The 17,111-nt window shown below is 72.8% G+C and carries 13 protein-coding genes and 1 pseudogene; 8 read left to right on the top strand and 6 right to left on the bottom strand.

From position 1 onward, the window contains the following. Positions 1-130 precede the first annotated feature (130 nt). Positions 131-922, top strand: a pseudogene (cobF, locus tag SCWH03_RS17710) (precorrin-6A synthase (deacetylating)); the annotation flags it as partial. Further along, on the top strand, positions 908-1,405 hold the full coding sequence (locus SCWH03_RS29165; RefSeq protein ID WP_254076836.1) for a glyoxalase superfamily protein: 498 nt from the start codon (positions 908-910) through the stop codon (positions 1,403-1,405). The pseudogene cobF and the gene SCWH03_RS29165, both read left to right, overlap by 15 nt. Before the next feature lie 296 nt (positions 1,406-1,701). Here the strand turns inward: SCWH03_RS29165 and SCWH03_RS17700 are convergent, their stop codons facing one another. After that, positions 1,702-2,511, bottom strand: coding sequence for a TspO-related membrane protein (locus SCWH03_RS17700; protein WP_173265232.1), 810 nt, complete (start codon positions 2,509-2,511; stop codon positions 1,702-1,704). Between the two features lie 409 nt (positions 2,512-2,920). Next, a complete protein-coding gene (locus tag SCWH03_RS17695) occupies positions 2,921-4,165 on the bottom strand; it encodes a PucR family transcriptional regulator (protein WP_173265231.1) in 1,245 nt (414 codons plus the stop codon). Between the two features lie 357 nt (positions 4,166-4,522). Here SCWH03_RS17695 and SCWH03_RS17690 point away from each other — a divergent pair, with 357 nt between their 5' ends. Then, positions 4,523-5,377 carry a DUF4394 domain-containing protein gene (locus SCWH03_RS17690; protein ID WP_173265344.1) on the top strand — a complete coding sequence of 285 codons (855 nt, stop codon included), beginning with the start codon at positions 4,523-4,525 and terminating at the stop codon, positions 5,375-5,377. A gap of 180 nt (positions 5,378-5,557) precedes the next feature. Here the strand turns inward: SCWH03_RS17690 and SCWH03_RS17685 are convergent, their stop codons facing one another. After that, positions 5,558-6,211: a fasciclin domain-containing protein gene (locus tag SCWH03_RS17685; protein WP_173265343.1), complete on the bottom strand. Its 654-nt coding sequence runs from the start codon at positions 6,209-6,211 to the stop codon at positions 5,558-5,560. Positions 6,212-6,536: 325 nt separating this feature from the next. Beyond that, positions 6,537-8,141: a molybdopterin-dependent oxidoreductase gene (locus SCWH03_RS17680; protein WP_254076817.1), complete on the bottom strand. Its 1,605-nt coding sequence runs from the start codon at positions 8,139-8,141 to the stop codon at positions 6,537-6,539. 413 nt (positions 8,142-8,554) lie between these two features. Between SCWH03_RS17680 and sigK the strand changes: the two genes are divergently transcribed. The 4 genes from sigK to SCWH03_RS17660 all read left to right on the top strand — a co-directional run bounded on the left by sigK (position 8,555) and on the right by SCWH03_RS17660 (position 12,833). Continuing rightward, on the top strand, positions 8,555-9,139 hold the full coding sequence (sigK, locus tag SCWH03_RS17675; RefSeq protein WP_272491077.1) for an ECF RNA polymerase sigma factor SigK: 585 nt from the start codon (positions 8,555-8,557) through the stop codon (positions 9,137-9,139). Next, entirely contained in the window at positions 9,136-9,921 is a 786-nt protein-coding gene (locus SCWH03_RS17670; protein ID WP_173265228.1) for an anti-sigma factor, read from the top strand. Before sigK ends, SCWH03_RS17670 begins: the two co-directional genes overlap by 4 nt. Positions 9,922-10,172: 251 nt before the next feature. Further along, positions 10,173-10,472, top strand: a complete 300-nt coding sequence (locus SCWH03_RS17665) for a copper chaperone (protein ID WP_173265227.1) — start codon at positions 10,173-10,175, stop codon at positions 10,470-10,472. An 87-nt stretch (positions 10,473-10,559) separates the two neighbouring features. Continuing rightward, positions 10,560-12,833, top strand: coding sequence for a heavy metal translocating P-type ATPase (locus SCWH03_RS17660; protein WP_173265226.1), 2,274 nt, complete (start codon positions 10,560-10,562; stop codon positions 12,831-12,833). 75 nt (positions 12,834-12,908) lie between these two features. Here the strand turns inward: SCWH03_RS17660 and SCWH03_RS17655 are convergent, their stop codons facing one another. Then, complete coding sequence (locus SCWH03_RS17655; RefSeq protein WP_173265225.1) at positions 12,909-14,069, bottom strand: magnesium and cobalt transport protein CorA; 1,161 nt, start codon at positions 14,067-14,069, stop codon at positions 12,909-12,911. A gap of 700 nt (positions 14,070-14,769) precedes the next feature. Here SCWH03_RS17655 and SCWH03_RS17650 point away from each other — a divergent pair. Beyond that, entirely contained in the window at positions 14,770-16,311 is a 1,542-nt protein-coding gene (locus SCWH03_RS17650; protein WP_173265224.1) for an AMP-binding protein, read from the top strand. A gap of 257 nt (positions 16,312-16,568) precedes the next feature. On the opposite strand, the gene SCWH03_RS17645 is transcribed toward SCWH03_RS17650, so the two are convergent. After that, positions 16,569-17,075 carry a GNAT family N-acetyltransferase gene (locus tag SCWH03_RS17645; protein ID WP_173265223.1) on the bottom strand — a complete coding sequence of 169 codons (507 nt, stop codon included), beginning with the start codon at positions 17,073-17,075 and terminating at the stop codon, positions 16,569-16,571. Between the last annotated feature and the right edge of the window lie 36 nt (positions 17,076-17,111).

Below are 17,111 nucleotides of genomic sequence, written 5' to 3'. Positions count from 1 at the left end.
CACGGAGAAACGGCCACCGAAGTCCACCCACCGCCGACCGAGTGCGTCGCGGCCGGGGCCCGCCGCCGCGGACGGCGGGGGCGGGCCCCGGCCGTCCGTATCCGGTCCCCCGTCCAGAAGGCCACCCCGAATGAACACGGACCCCCGACGCCTCCTCGTCATCGGCATCGGCGCCGGAGACCCGGACCATCTGACGCTCGCGGCGGTGAAGGCCATCAGCCGCGCCGATGTCTTCTTCGTCCTCGGCAAGGGCCCGGAGAAGTCCTCGCTCACGGATCTGCGGCGCCGCATGCTCGACGAGCACGCCAGCCCGCCCTTCCGGGTGGTCGAGGCGGAGGACCCCTGGCGCGACCGGGCGAGGGAAGGCCGCAGCGGGTACACGGCCGCGGTCCACGACTGGCGCAGCCGGCGGGCCGACCTGTACGAACGGCTGATCCGGGACGAGCTGGGGCCGGGACGGACCGGCGCGTTCCTGGTGTGGGGTGATCCGGCCCTGTACGACAGCACTCTGGGCATCCTGGCCGAGATCGAGGAGCGGGGCACCGTGGCATTCGACACCGAGGTCGTCCCCGGCGTCAGCAGTGTGTCCGCGCTGGCAGCACGGCACCGCATCACGCTGAACCAGGTCGGGCGCCCTGTCCGCATCACCCCGGCGCGAAGACTCCGCGAGGAGGGCCTCGACGACGCCGACGTGGTCGTGATGCTGGACGCGGGCGAAGCCTTCACCGAGGTCGCCGACGACGGCGTGTGGATCTACTGGGGCGCGTATGTGGGCACGCCCGACGAGATCCTGGTCTCCGGCCCGCTGCCGGACGTCGCCGGTCGCATCAGCCGACTGCGCGCCGAAGCCCGTGCCCGTCACGGGTGGATCATGGACACATATCTGCTGCGCACCGTCGACCGGCCGATGGCCGGCGGCGCCGACAGCGCTGCTGACAGTGCTGCCGACGGTGCCGCCGGCAGTGCGTCCGGCGGTTCCTCCGGGCGGGCGCCGTCGGCGCGGCCCGCCGCGAGCACGCCGTCACTGCCGGGCCCGGGCGGAAAGGCGCAGGAGGCGGGGGAGCCAGGGGAAGCGGACGCGGAGGCGGTTCCCGTCCTCCGGGTCGCCGACGCCGCCGCCGCGGTCTCCTGGTACGAGCGCCTCGGGTTCGCCAAGCAGGGGGAGCACCGCTCCGAGCCGGGCCTCCCGGCCTTCACGGAGATCGCGCGGGGCCCCGTGAAGCTGTTCCTCTCCGAGCACACGGGCGACGCCGGCCCCGGCACGCTGGTGTACCTGCGGGTGGGTGACGTCGACGCCGTCGCAGGCGAGTTCGGGGCGTCGGTGACCACCGCGCCGCGGGCGCGCGAGGTGGAACTCCGCGACCCCGACGGCAACCGGCTGCGGGTGGGCACACCGCTGGAGTGAGGGCGAACCGGCCACCCCGGCGCCCCGGTCGCCGGACAGGGGCACCTGAGCGCGCCGGGCCCGGGGGACGGGCCGGGTCCCGGGCCTGCTCGGCCCCCGGCCGGTCTCCCGGGGCGCCTGGCCCGACCGCCGGGCCGCTTGACTCGTTCGCCTGGACCTCTCGGCCGGGCGCTGGGCCCCCTGGCCCGTCCCCCTGGCCCCGTCCCCGTCCCCCTGGCCCCGTCCTCCTGGCTCCGGCTTCCTTCGACGGGCACCGGGCAGGCCGGGGTGTCCCCGCACCGCGAACTCCCGACGGATCAGCCGACTGATGACCTGCGCACGGGAGTGCGCCGGCCGCGCGTCCACACCGTCGACGCGGCCACAACGGCCAGGCCGGCGGCGGCGGTGCCGGCCAGCACGGGCTGCCCGGCACCCAGCGCCCCCAGTGCGGCGGTCAGCAGACCCCACCCCGCGGCGAGGGCGTAGGGAAGCAGCCCCTGTGTCCACCGGACGACGGCGACAGCCGTGGCCGTGGCGCCGGCGAGCACCGCGAACTGACCGGCCACCCCCGCCGCCCCGTCGACGGGGGCGCCGGATCCGGCCACGGCGGTGGTGAGGTTCACCCAGACCGCGATGCTCGACCATCCCGCGTACACCCCGAGCATCCACCAGAGAAGGCCCCGCGGGACGGGCCCCCAGCCCGCGATCCCGCTCCGGTGGTCCAGAGCGACGGACATGGCCCGGAGCAAGCCCGCGACCATGACGGCGAACACCGCCACCGTCCCCCACACCGGGGCGACCTCCGCCGCGACGAGCCAGCAGCTGAACCCGGCGAAGACCACCGACAGCGGCACAGCCAGCCGGTTCCGCACGTCCGGGTCGGGGCGGTGCCCGGGCAGGGCCCAGACGGCGTAGGCGAGACACAGCAGCTCCACCAGGGTCCAGACGGAGAACGCCCAGCCGACGGGGACGATGGGCGGTTCACCGGAACGGCCGGCGGTCGTGAACTCACCGCCGTAGAGCCGGCTGAAGAGGGGACTCACCAGCTGCCCGACCGCCAGCACCAGCATCACCGCCCGCCACGGGACCGCTCGGCGGGTGGAACGGGTCAGGGACAGTGTGCGCACTGGCGATCATCCTCCCGCCGGTCACCTGGCGTTTTGCCCGGGTCCCCGGGGCCTTCCCTGTCTTGCCTGCCTGAGCTGCCTCAGCTGCCTTCCCTGATGTTCCCGCGAAACGCGGACCACGGATGCGGCACGCCTACCCGAAGGCGTCACCGGGTCACCCAGGAGCGTGCGCGCCCGGGGCTGCCCCGGCCCCGGCGGTCCGGCGGTCCGGCCGGCGGGGGCGGGTGGGCCGGCGGCGGCCATGGAGCGTCCGGTTGCTCCCGGTGCGGTCGGCTGCGGGGTGCGGTGACTGAGCGGGACATGGCGACCGCGCAGGGTGCTGCGGCCGCGGGGGTGCGGCTGCTGTGCCGGGTGGTGCGTCCACGAGGTCGCCGCCATAGCCCGGCTGCCCGGCATGTGCCGGCCGCGATCAGCGCCACGCTCCCGACACGCGCCGGGTGACGACGGCGCTGAGCGTGCGCACGCCACGGGTCGAGCCGGGGTCGATGCCCGTGAGTTCGCGGACCCGGCGCAGACGGTAGTCCAGGGTGCGGGTGTGGACGTTGAGCGCGCTCGCCGTGGCGCCGCGGTGCATGTCGTGGCCGTAGTACGCGTCGAGGGTGCCGAGGAGGTCGGGGCCGGTTTCCAGCCGGCGAGCCACCGTACGGATCCAGTCGTCCACGAACGGCACGTCCGCCACGGCGAGTTCGACGAAGACATCGGCCAGGGTGTGCGGCCGCAGCCGGGAGGGCGCCCGGTGCAGTGGGGCCGCCCGGCTGATCCGCCGGGCGCGGTCCAGAGCGTCGGACAGCTCCGGCAGTGGCGCGGTGGCCGTGCCGACGGCGCAGGGGCGGCCGAGGGCGCGGGCGAAGTCCTGTACGACGTCCGGCAGGTGGTCGGGGGCGGGATCGGGCAGAGGGCCGGGGACCGGGTGCGGGGGTGCGCCCTCCCCCGCAGTGGCTCCGGAGAACAGGGGCAGCAGGGCGACCAGCTCCCCGCCTCCGTCGCGGCCCTCCGGTCCCCAGACGACGGGCACCCGGTGGTTTTTCACCAGCACCCCGATCTCGTCTTCGGGGAAACGGCCTGCGGTGGGAGGGTCGGGAAGGCGGAACACCGTCACGGCGCAGCGTTCCGGGAGCTCCATGTCGACGGCCGCTGCGAGTTCCGCCGAAATCGGGTCCCCGTTCAGCAGTGCCCGGGCCAGTAGGGCGACCCGCTCGATATACGGAAGCCGACGGCGCAATACGCGCAGGAACCCCTGGCGGTAGGCGCTGATACCGCGTTCGCTCTGCGGGGCGAACCAGGCCAGCACGCCGATGAGTTCTTCGACACCTCCGCCGCGCTCGGCCTCGGTCGCCTCGGTGATCTCACGCAGCATCAGGGCCGTGTGCACATGGAGCACCCTCTGCCGGGCCTCGATCGACATCCCCGCACCTGCCCGCAGTTCCCCCATCGATGCGATGCGGCTGAGATCGTCGTCGGTCAACCCCGTTTTGTTCGGCGACAGTTCGATGGTGCGTTGGCGGAGCCAGAGCGCGTGCTCCAGCGTCCTGGACCGCGCCTCCGGGTCCTTGTCGAGGAACCGGAACTCCGGGATCTCCCGTGTGTACGTCTCCACCTCACGACGGGCGTTGGCAGGCGCCTGCCGGGCCAGATGGGCGAAGAGGCTCCCCATGGGCGCAAGCATGGCATGCGGGACCAAGGTCCGACAGAGGGGATCCGGACGGCCTTCATCACTCCGCGCAAAGCGGCGGCGGGTGTTCGTCTCGGCTTTTGTGACAGTGCGCAAACTTCCCGGGGGTGGGCGTACTCGTCAACGCTTCTGCTTGTGGAGAAGTCGTGATGCGGCCTTAATGGGAACCGCGTGAACGACTTCGGGAGGACCGCCTCCCGAGTCATTTCGGACGAATCCCGGAGTAACCGCGGTCATCAGCGCATGCAGTGGACACGGGATGGTCAGTCAGGCGCCCTGAACGGCGCTCTCCGCAACGGGAGGAAGACTCCGATGAGAACAGGCGCGGGAAAGCGCGTCATGGTGTCGGTCGCGGCCGTGGTCACGTCGGCGGCGTTCGTCCTCGGCACGGCGGGCGCCGGCTCGGCCGCTCCCGCCTCCACGGCAGGGCCCGGCCTGCGCGCCTTCGGGATCAGCGGCGACGGCACCCTGATGGCCACGTTCACGACCGATCGGCCGCAAGTGCTCGACTGGGTCCGGGTCGTCACCGGCCTCAGCGGCGACACCCGCCTGATCGGGATCGACTTCCGGGTGCAGAACGGCCTGATGTACGGCGTCGGCGACAAAGGCGGCATCTACACGATCAAGACCCCGCCGGCCACCGCGGATGTCGTGGTCACCAAGGTGTCCCAGCTCCAGTACGCGCTGCACGGCGCCAACTTCGGTGTCGACTTCAACCCGGCGGCCGACCGACTGCGCGTGATCAGCGACAACGGCCAGAACCTGCGGCACAACCTCAACGACCACAGCACCATCCAGGATGTCAACCTCACCACCCCGCCCGTCGAGGGCACGACCAAGGGCGTCTCGGCTGCCGCGTACACCAACAACGACCTCAACGCGGCCACCGGGACCACGCTGGTCGACATCAACACGAGCAGCGACCAGGTCGTCCTCCAGTCCCCGGCGAACAACGGCACGCTCGCCGCCACCGGCAGCCTCGGCATCGACGTCGGGATCAACGCCGGCATGGACATCTACAGCACCCTGTCCGGCGGGAAGACGGTGGACAACACCGCCTTCGCCACCCTCACCCCGTACGGTGCGGCCACTCCCTCGCTGTACAGCATCAACGTCTTCACCGGCCAGGCCACGTCCCTCGGCCAGTTCCCGCTGAACATCACGGACCTGGCGATCACCCTCACCGGCGTCTGAGCCCGGAGCGCTGGTGCCGTCCGCACGGGGCGGGCGGCGTTCCTCGTCGTGTGCTCGTCGCCCACGGCGGCGGGGCGGCCCACTTCGTGTGGGGCGCCCCGCCGCCGTGCCGGCCGCCGTGCCGGTCCGCTGCCCGGTACCGGGGTGCCGCCGTGCCGGGCAGCGGACCGGCCGGGCCGTTCAGGACGTGGGCATCAGGACCGTGTCGACGAGGTAGACGGTGGCGTTGGCGGTGGGGACGTTGCCGCAGACGACCTTCGAACTGCTGTTGACGGTGTAGTCCTCGCCGGAGCCCTCGGTGGTGAGCTTCGACTTCTGCAGCGTCTCGTAGCTGCCGTTCTCAAGCTGCTGCGGGGTGAGCTTCCGGCCGACCACGTGGTACGTGAGGAGGTCGCTCAGCGCGTCCTTGTCGGCGAGGACCTTGTCCAGGTCGGCCTTGGGGAGTTTGGCGAAGGCGTCGTCGGTGGGCGCGAACACGGTGATGTTCTGGGCGCTGTTGAGGGTGTCGACCAGCCCGGCCTTCTTCACCGCGGTGACCAGAGTGGACAGGGCCGGGTTGTTGGAGGCGGCGGTGGCCACCGGGTCCGCCGCCATGCCGGTGAAGGAGCCGGCGCCTTCCTTCGGGATCGACGCACAGGCCGGCCCGAACGGCCCGCCGGTGCCCGGAGCGGCGTCGTCCGCGGCGGGATCCGACCGCTCGCCGGCCGGCTCGGCCGTGCTCTTGCCCGCCGCCGAGGTCGGGGAGTCGCTTTCCCCGCACGCGGTCAGCACCAGCGGCAGCACGGCCGCCGCAGCGACGGCGGCGGCGGTACGGCGGAAGCGGAAGGCGTTCATCGTGTTCTCCATCGTGTTCGGTCCGCTGCTCTGGGTAGCGGTCATGTGGTGTGGGGGGTCTGCGCGGGGAGGCGAGGCCGGGGTCACCTGGCGGTGTTCAACTCGTCAGGTCCGCGGGGGGTCCCTGCACGGGCGCGTCCGAGGCGGGTGAAGGGGCATCGGCCGGCGCCTCGTGAAGTCGCCCGTTTGATCGTCACACTCGGGATTCGGGGCGCGGCCCCGAGCGGATTGGCGGACGACCGCGGCCGTGGAGAAGTCACCCTTTGGTGCGCGCTCCGACGGGAGTTCGAGGGCTGGTGTGCGGATCGCCCCGCTGGGCGCGTCGTCACCGTGTGCCGGAAGGCCGGGTGACGGTCACGACGACGCTGTGCCGGCCGGTGGCGCCGTCGGGGACGGTGCGGGCGCGCTGTTCCGTCTGGGTCTCACCGGTGCGGTCGGTGGCGCGGACGGTGAGGGTGTGGGTGCCGGGCGTCGCCTCCCAGGCGAGGGACCACTGGCGCCAGGTGTCGGTGGTGTGTTCGGCCGCCAGGTCGGCCGGCCGCCATGGGCCGTCGTCGACTCGTACGTCCACCCGGTCGATGCCCCGGTGCTGGGCCCAGGCGACCCCGGCGATCATGACGGTGCCCGGTGCCGGGCGCGCGAAGGGCTTGGGGGTGTCGATGCGGGACTGCGTCTTGACGGGAGCCCTGCGGGCCCACTTCCGCTTCACCCAGTAGGCGTCGTAGGCGTCGAAGGTGGTGAGTTCGATGTCCTCGACCCACTTGCAGGCGGAGACGTACCCGTAGAGGCCGGGGACGACCATGCGGACCGGGAAGCCGTGGTCGAAGGGCAGCGGTTCGCCGTTCATCCCGACGGCGAGCATGGCGTCCCGGCCGTCCATGACGTCCTCCACGGGGGTGCCGAGGGTCATGCCGTCGACGGACCGGGCCACCAGCTGATCCGCAGGGCCCCCGCGTGACGGTGGCCGCACTCCTGCCCGCCGCAGCAGGTCCGCCAGGCGTACGCCGATCCAGCGCCCGGTGCCGACATAGGGCCCGCCGACCTCGTTGGACACACATGCCAAGGTGATGTCGCGCTCGATCAGATCGCCCTCCAGCAGGTCCCGGAAGGTGAGGGTGAGCGGGCGGGTGACGCCTTCGCCGTGGATCCTGAGGCGCCATGCCGTGGCGTCGACCCTGGGTACCACGAGCGCGGTGTCGACACGGTAGAAGTCCTTGGCCGGGGTGGTGAACGGCGGCAGGCCCGGGAGGCGCAGAGCGGCACGGGAGGCGATGGCGGGGGCCGGCGACCCGGGAGCCGGCAGGGTGACGGCCGCGCGCGATCCGGCAGCGTCACCGGTCCGGGCCGCGGTCAGCCCCCGGCCCAGCGCCCCCACTCCGGCGGAGCCGACGGCGGCCGCCGTCGCGGCGAGCAGAAAGCCGCGGCGGTCCCAGCCGTCCGGCCCATGCGATGTCACCGCCCTGCCGGGGCTGGGGAGGCGGCCGGCCAGGACGTAGAGCACCGCGGCACCCGCGAGTGCCCCGGCGACCGACGGCAGGGCGTCGGTCCACGACGCCGAATCCGGGCGCCCGAGCGCGGCAAGCGCCCCGATCACACCGAAGGCCAGGACTCCGAGCGCACCGGCCAGCCGACGGCGCAGGGCGAGCAGGCCGAGGGCCGCGGCGGACAGCGCGAGCACCGAGAGGATGCCCGCCTGCAGCACCAGCTTGTCCTTGGTGCCGAAGCTGCGGACCGCCCAGTCCTTCACAGGCGCCGGGGTGAGGTCGATCGACGCTCCCCCGACCGCGACGACGGGCCCGGCCTCCGTCCGGGTGAGCGCCGCCACGGCTTCCGCCACCGCCAGCGAGCAGAACGCGGCCAGCAGGCCGCCGGCGCCCGCCAGGGCCCCGCACAGGAGAAGGGCACGGTTGAAGGCCCGGTTGTCGGTCACACCCGTACTTCGCGGCGACTCGCCCCTCGGCTTGGGCCCGGTGTCCTGGGACCCGGCGCCCCCGGCCCCGGCGCCGTCGGCACACGCAGCCGCCCGGTGCGGGCCGCGGCCGGGGACCGCTTCACGGCTGTGCCGGCCGGCGCGAGCGCGAAGGCCCCGCCGACGGCCGGTGCCCGGTGCCCGGACGTACGCCGAACCCGGCCTGCCCCCGCCGAGCCGGGGTTCACCCATCCGCGGAACCGGCCGTGGCGAAGGAGGGACGAGGAGGCGCGACGCCGCCCGGAAGTACGGCGCAGAGAGCGGTGCATGCCTGCTGATGTGTCGTCAAAGGGCCGGCGTGCCGGGGAAGTATGGCGCCGGACACGAGAGTTGCCCGCCCCGAGGCAACCCGACAGCGATGTGAGGGAACCCCGTTGAGTGAACCCGCTTCTTCCGGCACGCCGCACTCGGCCGAACCGCGACTGGACGAGGTCATGCGGCGCGTCGCGTGCGGTGACAAGGAAGCCTTCACGGCCCTCTACGACGCCGTCGTCGACACCGTGTTCGGAATCGTCCTCAAGATCGTACGCGATCGGGCCCAGTCCGAAGAGGTCGCACAGGAGGTCATGATCGACCTCTGGCGGCGGGCTACGCGCTACGACCCGGGCAAGGGCAGTGTCCACGCCTGGGCCACGATGCTCGCCCACCGCCGTGCCGTGGACCGGGTCCGCTCGGCCGAAGCCGCCGCCCACCGCGACCACGATCACGCCGTACGCGACCGGCAACGCCCCTACGACGATGTCGCCGAGCGCGTGGAGAGCCGACTGCAGAGCCAGCAGGTGCGCCGCTGTATGAAGCAGCTCACCGACATCCAGCGGCAGGCCGTCACGCTCGCCTACTACCAGGGGCTGACCTACCGGGAAGTGGCCCAGACCCTCGGCACGCCGCTTCCGACGGTCAAGACACGCATGCGGGACGGACTCATCCGGCTTCGCGACTGCATGGGGGTGACCGCATGAGGGTCCGCGAGGGATTCCACAGGGAACTCCGCAAGGAGCCCCACGAGGGACTGCACAGCCTCACCGGCGCCTACGCCCTCGACGCGCTTCCACCCGACGAACACGGCGCGGTCGACGCCCACCTCGCGCGCTGCGCGCCGTGCCGGGACGAGGTGGCCGGGTTCTCCGCCACCGCCGACCGCCTCGCCGCAGCGGTGCGTACCCCCGCCCCGCGCGGCATGAGGGAATCGGTGCTGCACGGCATCGACTCCGTGCGCCAGATCCCCCCGCACGTGCCCGCGACGGCCCGGCCCGTCACATCGATCTTCTCGCGAATCCGCAGGAGCGGCTCGCTCCTCGTCGCCGCAAGCCTCGTCGCCGGCGCGGCCCTCGCCGGCGTCGCGGCCTGGCAGTACCGGCAGAGCACCGAGTCGCAGCGGCAGGCGCGGCAGGCAGCCCGGCAACTCGAAGACCTGACCTCGGTCATGTCCGCCCCCGACGCCCGCACGGTCCGGGGCCGCACGACGAACGGCGCGTCCACCGCGGTCGTCGCGTCCAGGCAGCTGGGCAGGGCGGTGTTCGTCGGCACCGGCCTCCCCAGGCCCGCGCCGGGGAGGACCTACCAGCTCTGGTACGACGACCAGGGCACCATGCACCCGGCCGGACTGCTGGAACACGACGGCGCCGTGGCCATCGAGGGTGACATCGGCAACGCCACCGCCCTCGGACTCACCGTCGAACCCGACGGCGGATCGTCCCGGCCGACCACCACGCCCCTGATGCTGCTCGCGCTTCCTGGATGACCGGATGACCGCCTGACCGGATGACCGCCTGACCGCGTGCCCGCATGACCGCAGAGGGATCCGCAGTCCGGTGCACCTGGCCGGCTCCTCGTCTCGCGACCGCTCGCCGTGTGATCGATGCAGTTCAACATACCCCTAGGGGGTGTGGATCACGTCGGATCACTCTTGCGGCGGATACGGGTAGGGGGTATACATGGAGTCGTTGTTAATACCCTGGAGGGGTATCGATCGGCGGCTGTGGAGGATCCCCCGTGTCGACCTGCTGCACCCCTGGCGGAAGCCGTCACACCGCCGCGGAGGCCACGACCCCCTACCGGGCCGGTGGCGTCGGCGGTGCCCGCTGCCAGGGCGTCGCCGTCAAGGCGGTGGGCGGCCTGGTGTGCGGCCTGGACGGGGTCGCGGCGGTCGATGCCGGGGCCGGCGCCCTGGCCGGGGGCACCGGCTCGGCTGCGGCGACGACCGCAGCCGAGCCCGGCGACGCGCTCGACGCGCTGACGGCCGAGACCGCCGGCGAGGCCGGATACGACGTCACCGGCCGCATGGCCGCCTGATGCGCAAGCCTCTGCCGAACCGCCCCGCCCGACCGGCCCAGCCCCTCCGCCAGCGCAGACCGCATCCGTGAGCTCCGAGGAGCAGACATGACCACCACCACGCCCGGCGCCGAGGTCGAACTCGCCATCGGAGGCATGACCTGTGCCTCGTGCGCCGCCCGGATCGAGAAGAAGCTCAACCGCATGGACGGGGTCGAGGCCACCGTCAACTACGCCACCGAGAAGGCCAGGGTCGCCTTCCGCGAGGACGTCGCCGTCTCCGACCTGATAGCCACCGTCGAGGCCACCGGCTACACCGCACGCGAGCCCGAACCCGAACCGCTCCCCATACGCACCGAGCCGGACACCGGCAGCGGCACCGCGCAGGAGGAGAGCGACGAGCTGCTGCACCTGCGCCGGCGGCTGACCGCCGCGGTCGCGCTCGCCGTCCCCGTCATCGCGATGGCCATGATCCCGGCGCTCCAGTTCACGTACTGGCAGTGGCTCTCGCTCACGCTTGCGGCACCCGTGGTGACGTACGCCGCCCGGCCCTTCCACAAGGCCGCCTGGACCAACGCCAAGCACGGCGCCGCCACGATGGACACGCTGATCTCCGTCGGCACGTCGGCGGCGTTCCTCTGGTCCCTGTGGGCGTTGTTCTTCGGCACTGCCGGAACGCCCGGCATGACCCACCCCTTCGAGCTGACCATCGCCCGTGCCGACGGCGCGGGGAACATCTACCTGGAGGTCGCGGCGGGCGTCACCGCCTTCGTCCTGGCCGGCCGCTACTTCGAGGCCCGGTCGAAGCGGAAGGCTGGAGCGGCGCTGAAGGCGCTGCTGGAGCTGGGAGCCAAGGAGGTCACCCTCCTGCACGACGGACGCGAAGAGCTCGTCCCCGTCGGCGACCTGAGGGCCGGCGACCGGTTCCTCGTCCGCCCCGGAGAGAAGATCGCCACCGACGGTGTGGTCGTCGAGGGCTCGTCCGCCGTGGACGCCTCCATGCTCACCGGTGAGTCCGTGCCGGTCGAGGTCGGCACCGGGGATGCCGTCACCGGGGCCACGCTGAACGCCGGCGGCCGTCTGGTCGTCGAGGCCACCCGGGTCGGAGCCGACACCCAGCTGGCCCGCATGGCCAAGCTGGTGGAGGACGCGCAGAACGGCAAGGCCGCCGCCCAGCGGCTCGCCGACAGGATCTCCGCCGTCTTCGTCCCGGTCGTGATCGCCCTGGCGCTCGGCACCCTCGGGTTCTGGCTCGGCAGCGGCGCCGGCCTGACCGCCGCCTTCACCGCCGCGGTCGCCGTGCTGATCATCGCCTGCCCGTGCGCCCTGGGCCTGGCCACCCCCACCGCGCTCATGGTCGGCACCGGGCGCGGCGCCCAGCTCGGCATCCTGATCAAGGGCCCCGAGGTCCTGGAGACGACGCGCAAGATCGACACGATCGTCCTGGACAAGACCGGAACGGTCACCACCGGCCGTATGGCCCTGCTCGCCGTGCACACCGCCGATGACACCGGCGAGGACGAGGTCCTGCGCCTCGCGGGCGCCCTGGAGCACTCCTCCGAGCACCCCGTCGCCCGGGCCGTCGCCTCCGGCGCCGCCGCCCGCGTCGGAGCGCTCCCCGCTCCCGAGGACTTCGCGAACATCGCCGGCCTCGGCGTCACCGGCGTCGTCGAGGGCCACGCGGTCCTGGTCGGACGCGAGAAGCTGCTCGCCGAACGGGCCGTCTTGCTGCCCGGGGATCTGCGGCGCGCCAAGGCCGAGGCCGAGGCGGCCGGGCGCACCGCCATCGCCGTCGCCTGGGACGGCGAGGCCCGCGCGGTCCTGGAGGTCGCCGACGCCGTCAAGGAGACCAGCCCGGAGGCGGTCGGGCGCCTGCGCGCCCTCGGCCTGACCCCGATCCTGCTGACCGGCGACAACAGGGCGGTCGCCGAAGCGGTCGCCGCCGAGGTGGGCATCGCACCCCAGTACGTGATCGCCGAGGTCATGCCGCAGGACAAGGTCGATGCCGTCAAGCGCCTGCAGGAGGAGGGCCGTTCGGTCGCCATGGTCGGGGACGGCGTCAACGACGCCGCCGCACTCGCCCAGGCCGACCTGGGGCTGGCGATGGGAACGGGCGCGGACGCCGCGATCGAGGCCGGCGACCTCACGCTGGTGCGCGGTGACCTGAACGCCGCGGCGGACGCCATCCGCCTCTCCCGCAGGACGCTGGGCACCATCCGGGCCAATCTCTTCTGGGCCTTCGCCTACAACGTCGCCGCCCTGCCGCTGGCCGCGGCCGGTCTGCTCAACCCGATGGTCGCGGGGGCGGCGATGGCCTTCTCCTCGGTCTTCGTGGTGGGCAACAGCCTCCGGCTGCGCGGCTTCCAGCCCATCGACCGCTGAACCGCCGGCGCGCGGCGCGGTAGGGAGAGCGCCGTCCGCGGACGCGCATCCGGTCGGCGTGTCCGGCCCGACCCCCTACAGCCAGCCCCGCCGCTTGAAGACGAGGTAGAGGGTCACGCACACCGCCGCCATCAGCAGGATCGCGAAGGGGTAGCCGAACCCCCAGTGCAGCTCGGGCATGTTCACGAAGTTCATGCCGTAGATGGTTCCCACCAGTGTGGGGGCGAAGAGGATGGCAGCCCAGGCGGAGATCTTCTTGACCTCCTCGTTCTGCTCGAAGCCCGCCTCCGCCAGTGCCCGCATCTCGGCGTTCTGCTGCTGTGTCACCAGGGTCGCGTTCACCGTCAGGATGTCCGCCAGCGCCTGCCGGAAGCCGTCGACGCGCTCACTGATGTGGGTGACATGGTCGGCGACGTCGCGGAGGTACCGCTGGAGCTCCTCCTCCGTGCCGTACTTGGCGAAGCCCGCCATCAGGCCGTGCAGCATGCCGACCAGCGGCCGGGTGGCGCGCTGGAACTCGACCATCTCCCGCGAGAGTTCGTAGATACGGCGCGACACCGCCGGATCGCCGCCGAAGACCTGCGTCTCGATCTCGTCGATGTCGTTCTGCACACCGGCGACGACGGGCGCGTATCCGTCCACGACCGCGTCGAGGATCGCGTAGAGCACCGCCTCGGGGCCCAGGGCGAGCAGCTCGGGGTCGGCCTCCATGCGGCGGCGGACTGCCGAGAGGTCGGGGGCCGCCCCATGGCGGACCGTGATCACGAAGTCGCGGCCGACGAAGACGTGCAGCTCGCCGAAGTCGACTTCCTCCGGGGCGTCGAGGTAGCGGGCGGCGCGGAGCACGACGAAGAGGGTCTCCCCGTACCGCTCCAGCTTGGACCGCTGGTGCGCCTCCATGGCGTCCTCGACGGCCAGCTGGTGCAGGTCGAACTCCTCCGCCAGGGCCCGCAGCTCCGCCTCGGTCGGCCGGTGGAGGCCGATCCACGCCATACCGGCCGGATCCTCCCCGAGCAGGCGGAAGGTCTCCGCGAGCGACGCCGGCGACGACACCCTGCGGCCGTCGCGGTAGAGCGCCGCCTGCACGATGCTGCGCTGTTCCCGCCCGGTGCGGGGCTGCTCGGGCGGGGCGGGCGCCGAGGGCTCCGCAGGCCCGGGCGGCGCGGCGGGCGGGGAGACGCGGCGGCGCCAGGAGGTCCGCTTCGAGGCCGGGGTGGAACGGCTCCGTCGGGGCATCCTGGGTCACCTCCCGTGCGAGCGAGGCGCACGCCGCGCCTTTCGCGTGCACATCCCTGTACCCGCGTCCACGCCGTGTGCATCCCCTGGGGATCGGCACGGGCAGGATATCGGGGCTCAGCGGCGGCGGCATGACGGCGGCGAGGCCGCAGGCGCCCCCGGGCGGGTGTCACCGGCAGCAGGGCGCGGTCTCGCCTGGGGCCGCCGACCGCAAGGCGGCCGGTCCCGCGCGGGGTGCCGGTCTGTACGCAGGCCCGCTGCGCGGAGAGTGCGGTTCCGGTCTCTCCCGGTCATCCACGCCTCGAGAGGGGAGCGCGCTCGTGCCAGGGCTCCCCACCCGCTTCTCCTCACAGCAGGGTCAAGAGGCATCACCGTGTGCGAGCGGGTGCCGTGGCCAAGGGCCCTGCGGTACGGCCGCCGTCGCGGTCGAGGACCCCGGCTTCGCGGCGGACAGGGCCCGCCCCGTGAGAAGCGCGGCCGCCGCCCCGCTTCGGGCGGCTGATCCCGGGAATGCACACCGGCAGGCAGCCGATCCCGGGCAGGCGCACCGGCAGGCTGCGTGCCCGGCTGGCCTCGACGGCCGACCGGGGACCGGGCCGAGGGACTCCCGCCGCGCCGGAGCCCGGCCGGGATCGTCGGGGTCGGCACCGGCAGCCGCGGGTAGCCACCACGTTGTCCTACAGAGGAGCAGGGGAGAGCGATGCGCGTTCCGATGACGATTGCGGACTTCCTGGACCGGGCGGTGCTGGGCTTCGCCGCCAGTCCCGCAGTGATCGACGAGCCGAGCCAGCCCGCGCCGCCGGTACCGGTGTCGACGTACGGGCGGCTGGGCGAGCGGGTACGGGCCTGGCAGGCGGGCCTGGACGCGCTGGGGGTGGGGGAGGGCGAGCGGGTGGCGGTGGTCAGCCACAACTCTGCCCGTCTGCTGGAGTTGCTGTTCGCGGTGCCGATGAGCGGTCGGATCTGCGTGCCCGTCAACTTCCGTCTGAAGGCCGAGGAGATCGCGTATGTGGTGCGGCAGAGCGGTGCCTCGGTACTGCTGGTCGACCCCGAGGTGCGGGAGCCGGCGGAGTGCGTCAGGACGGACCACCGGTTCGTGCTGGGGGAGCAGACGGAGAACGAGCTGATGCGGTTCGGTGTGGAGCCGCGCCCCTGGTCGAATCCCGACGAGGACGCCACCGCGACGATCAACTACACCTCCGGAACGACGGCCCGCCCCAAGGGGGTCCAGCTCACGCACCGCAACATCTGGGTGAACGGCCTGACCTTCGGTCTGCACACGCGGGTGTGGGAGAGGGACGTGTATATGCACACGCTGCCGATGTTCCACTGCAACGGTTGGGGCATGCCGTTCGTGATGGCGGGGCTCGGTGTGAAGCAGGTGGTGCTCCGCAAGGTCGAAGGAGCCGAGATCCTGCGGCGGGTGGACGAGCACGGCGTGACGCTGATGTGCGGCGCCCCTGCGGTGTGGAACGCGGTGCTGGACGCGGCGAAGGACTGGCAGGGCGGAGTTCCGGGGCGTGGCCGTGTACGGATCGTGTGTGCCGGCGCGCCCCCGCCCAGCCGGATGATCCAGCGGGTGGAGGAGGAACTGGGCTGGGAGTTCACGCAGATCTACGGTCTGACGGAGACCTCGCCGCTGCTGACGTTCAACCGCGCACGGCCCGAGGACGGGGAGCTGCCGGCCGGGGAGCGGGCCCGCAGACTGTCGCGGGCGGGGCTGCCCGCGCTCGGTGTGAACCTGCGCGTCGCGGACTCCGGCGAGGTACTGGCCCGGTCGAACGTGGTCCTGGACGGCTACTGGGAGAAGCCGGAGGAGACGGCGGCGGCGCTGCAGGACGGCTGGTTCCGCACCGGGGACGGCGGTTCGATCGATGTCGGGGACGGGCATCTGACGATCTCCGACAGGAAGAAGGACGTGATCATCACCGGTGGGGAGAACGTGTCGTCGATCGAGGTGGAGGACACCGTTTTCAGCCATCCGGCGGTGGCGGAGGTCGCGGTCATCGGGGTGCCGGATGAGAAGTGGGGCGAGACGGTCAAGGCACTGGTGGTGCCGGCCGAGGGCGCGGTGGTGAGCGAGGCGGAGATCATCGCGTACTGCAAGGAGCGGATGGCGGGGTACAAGGCGCCGACCAGTGTGGAGTTCCGGGACGCGATCCCGCGGACGGCGACGGGCAAGATCCAGAAATTCAGGCTGAGGGACCCGTACTGGGCCGGCAGCGACCGGGGGGTCGGCTGAGGGGCGCCTGACCCCGACGGGTGGCGGCTGATGCCGCCCCGGACGCCACCGCCGCCGGAGGCGGTGCTCCGGCCCTGAGCCCGGCGGTTCCCGGCCGGCGGGCCGGCGCCCGGCCCGCCGGGGTCCGCCGGGGTCCGCCGTGCCGCATCCCGGCATCGTGCTCGCGGAGGGCTCGGCGCCGGTCGCAGGCACGGCACCCCCGCTTCCCGTCCGAAGGCAGGCCGGCCGGTCACCCGGGGCCGCGGTGACCGGCCGGGTCAGAGCGGGTAGCGCATGCAGATACGGGGCCAGCGGTCGAGCCCGTGTGCTGCCTCCGCCTTCAGGATGCTCCGCAGCCCCTCGGTGAGTTCGTCCTCGCCGAGGGTCCGGAAGCCGAGTCGGGAGTAGTAGGGCGCGTTCCAGGGCACGTCGGTGAACGTGGTCAGGGTCAGCGCGCTCAGGCCCCTGGCCCTGGCCGCCGCCTCCAGATGGCCGATCAGCTCCCGGCCGAGTCCCCGCCGCGCGAAGTCCGGATGGACGGACAGCTGCTCAATGTGGGCAGCGCCGTCCACGGGTTCGGTGAGCAGATACGCCACGGGCCGGCCGTCACCCGCATCCGCCACCCAGAGTCCGCCGGACCTCCGGTACCGCTCCAGTTCGTCGAGCGGCGGGGGATCGTCGTCCGCGACCGCGGCCATGCCGAGGGAGCGGAAGGACTCACCGGCGGCTCGTTCGATGTCCTGGAGGAGCGGCAGCTCGCATGCTTCGGCCGACCGTATGCGCATAGGGGGAGTATGGCGCACGACCCGGCCGGACGGCCG

This window comes from Streptomyces pacificus (assembly GCF_011766325.1).
GTDB lineage: Bacteria > Actinomycetota > Actinomycetes > Streptomycetales > Streptomycetaceae > Streptomyces > Streptomyces pacificus.
This window is presented reverse-complemented; position numbering and strand designations above follow the sequence as displayed.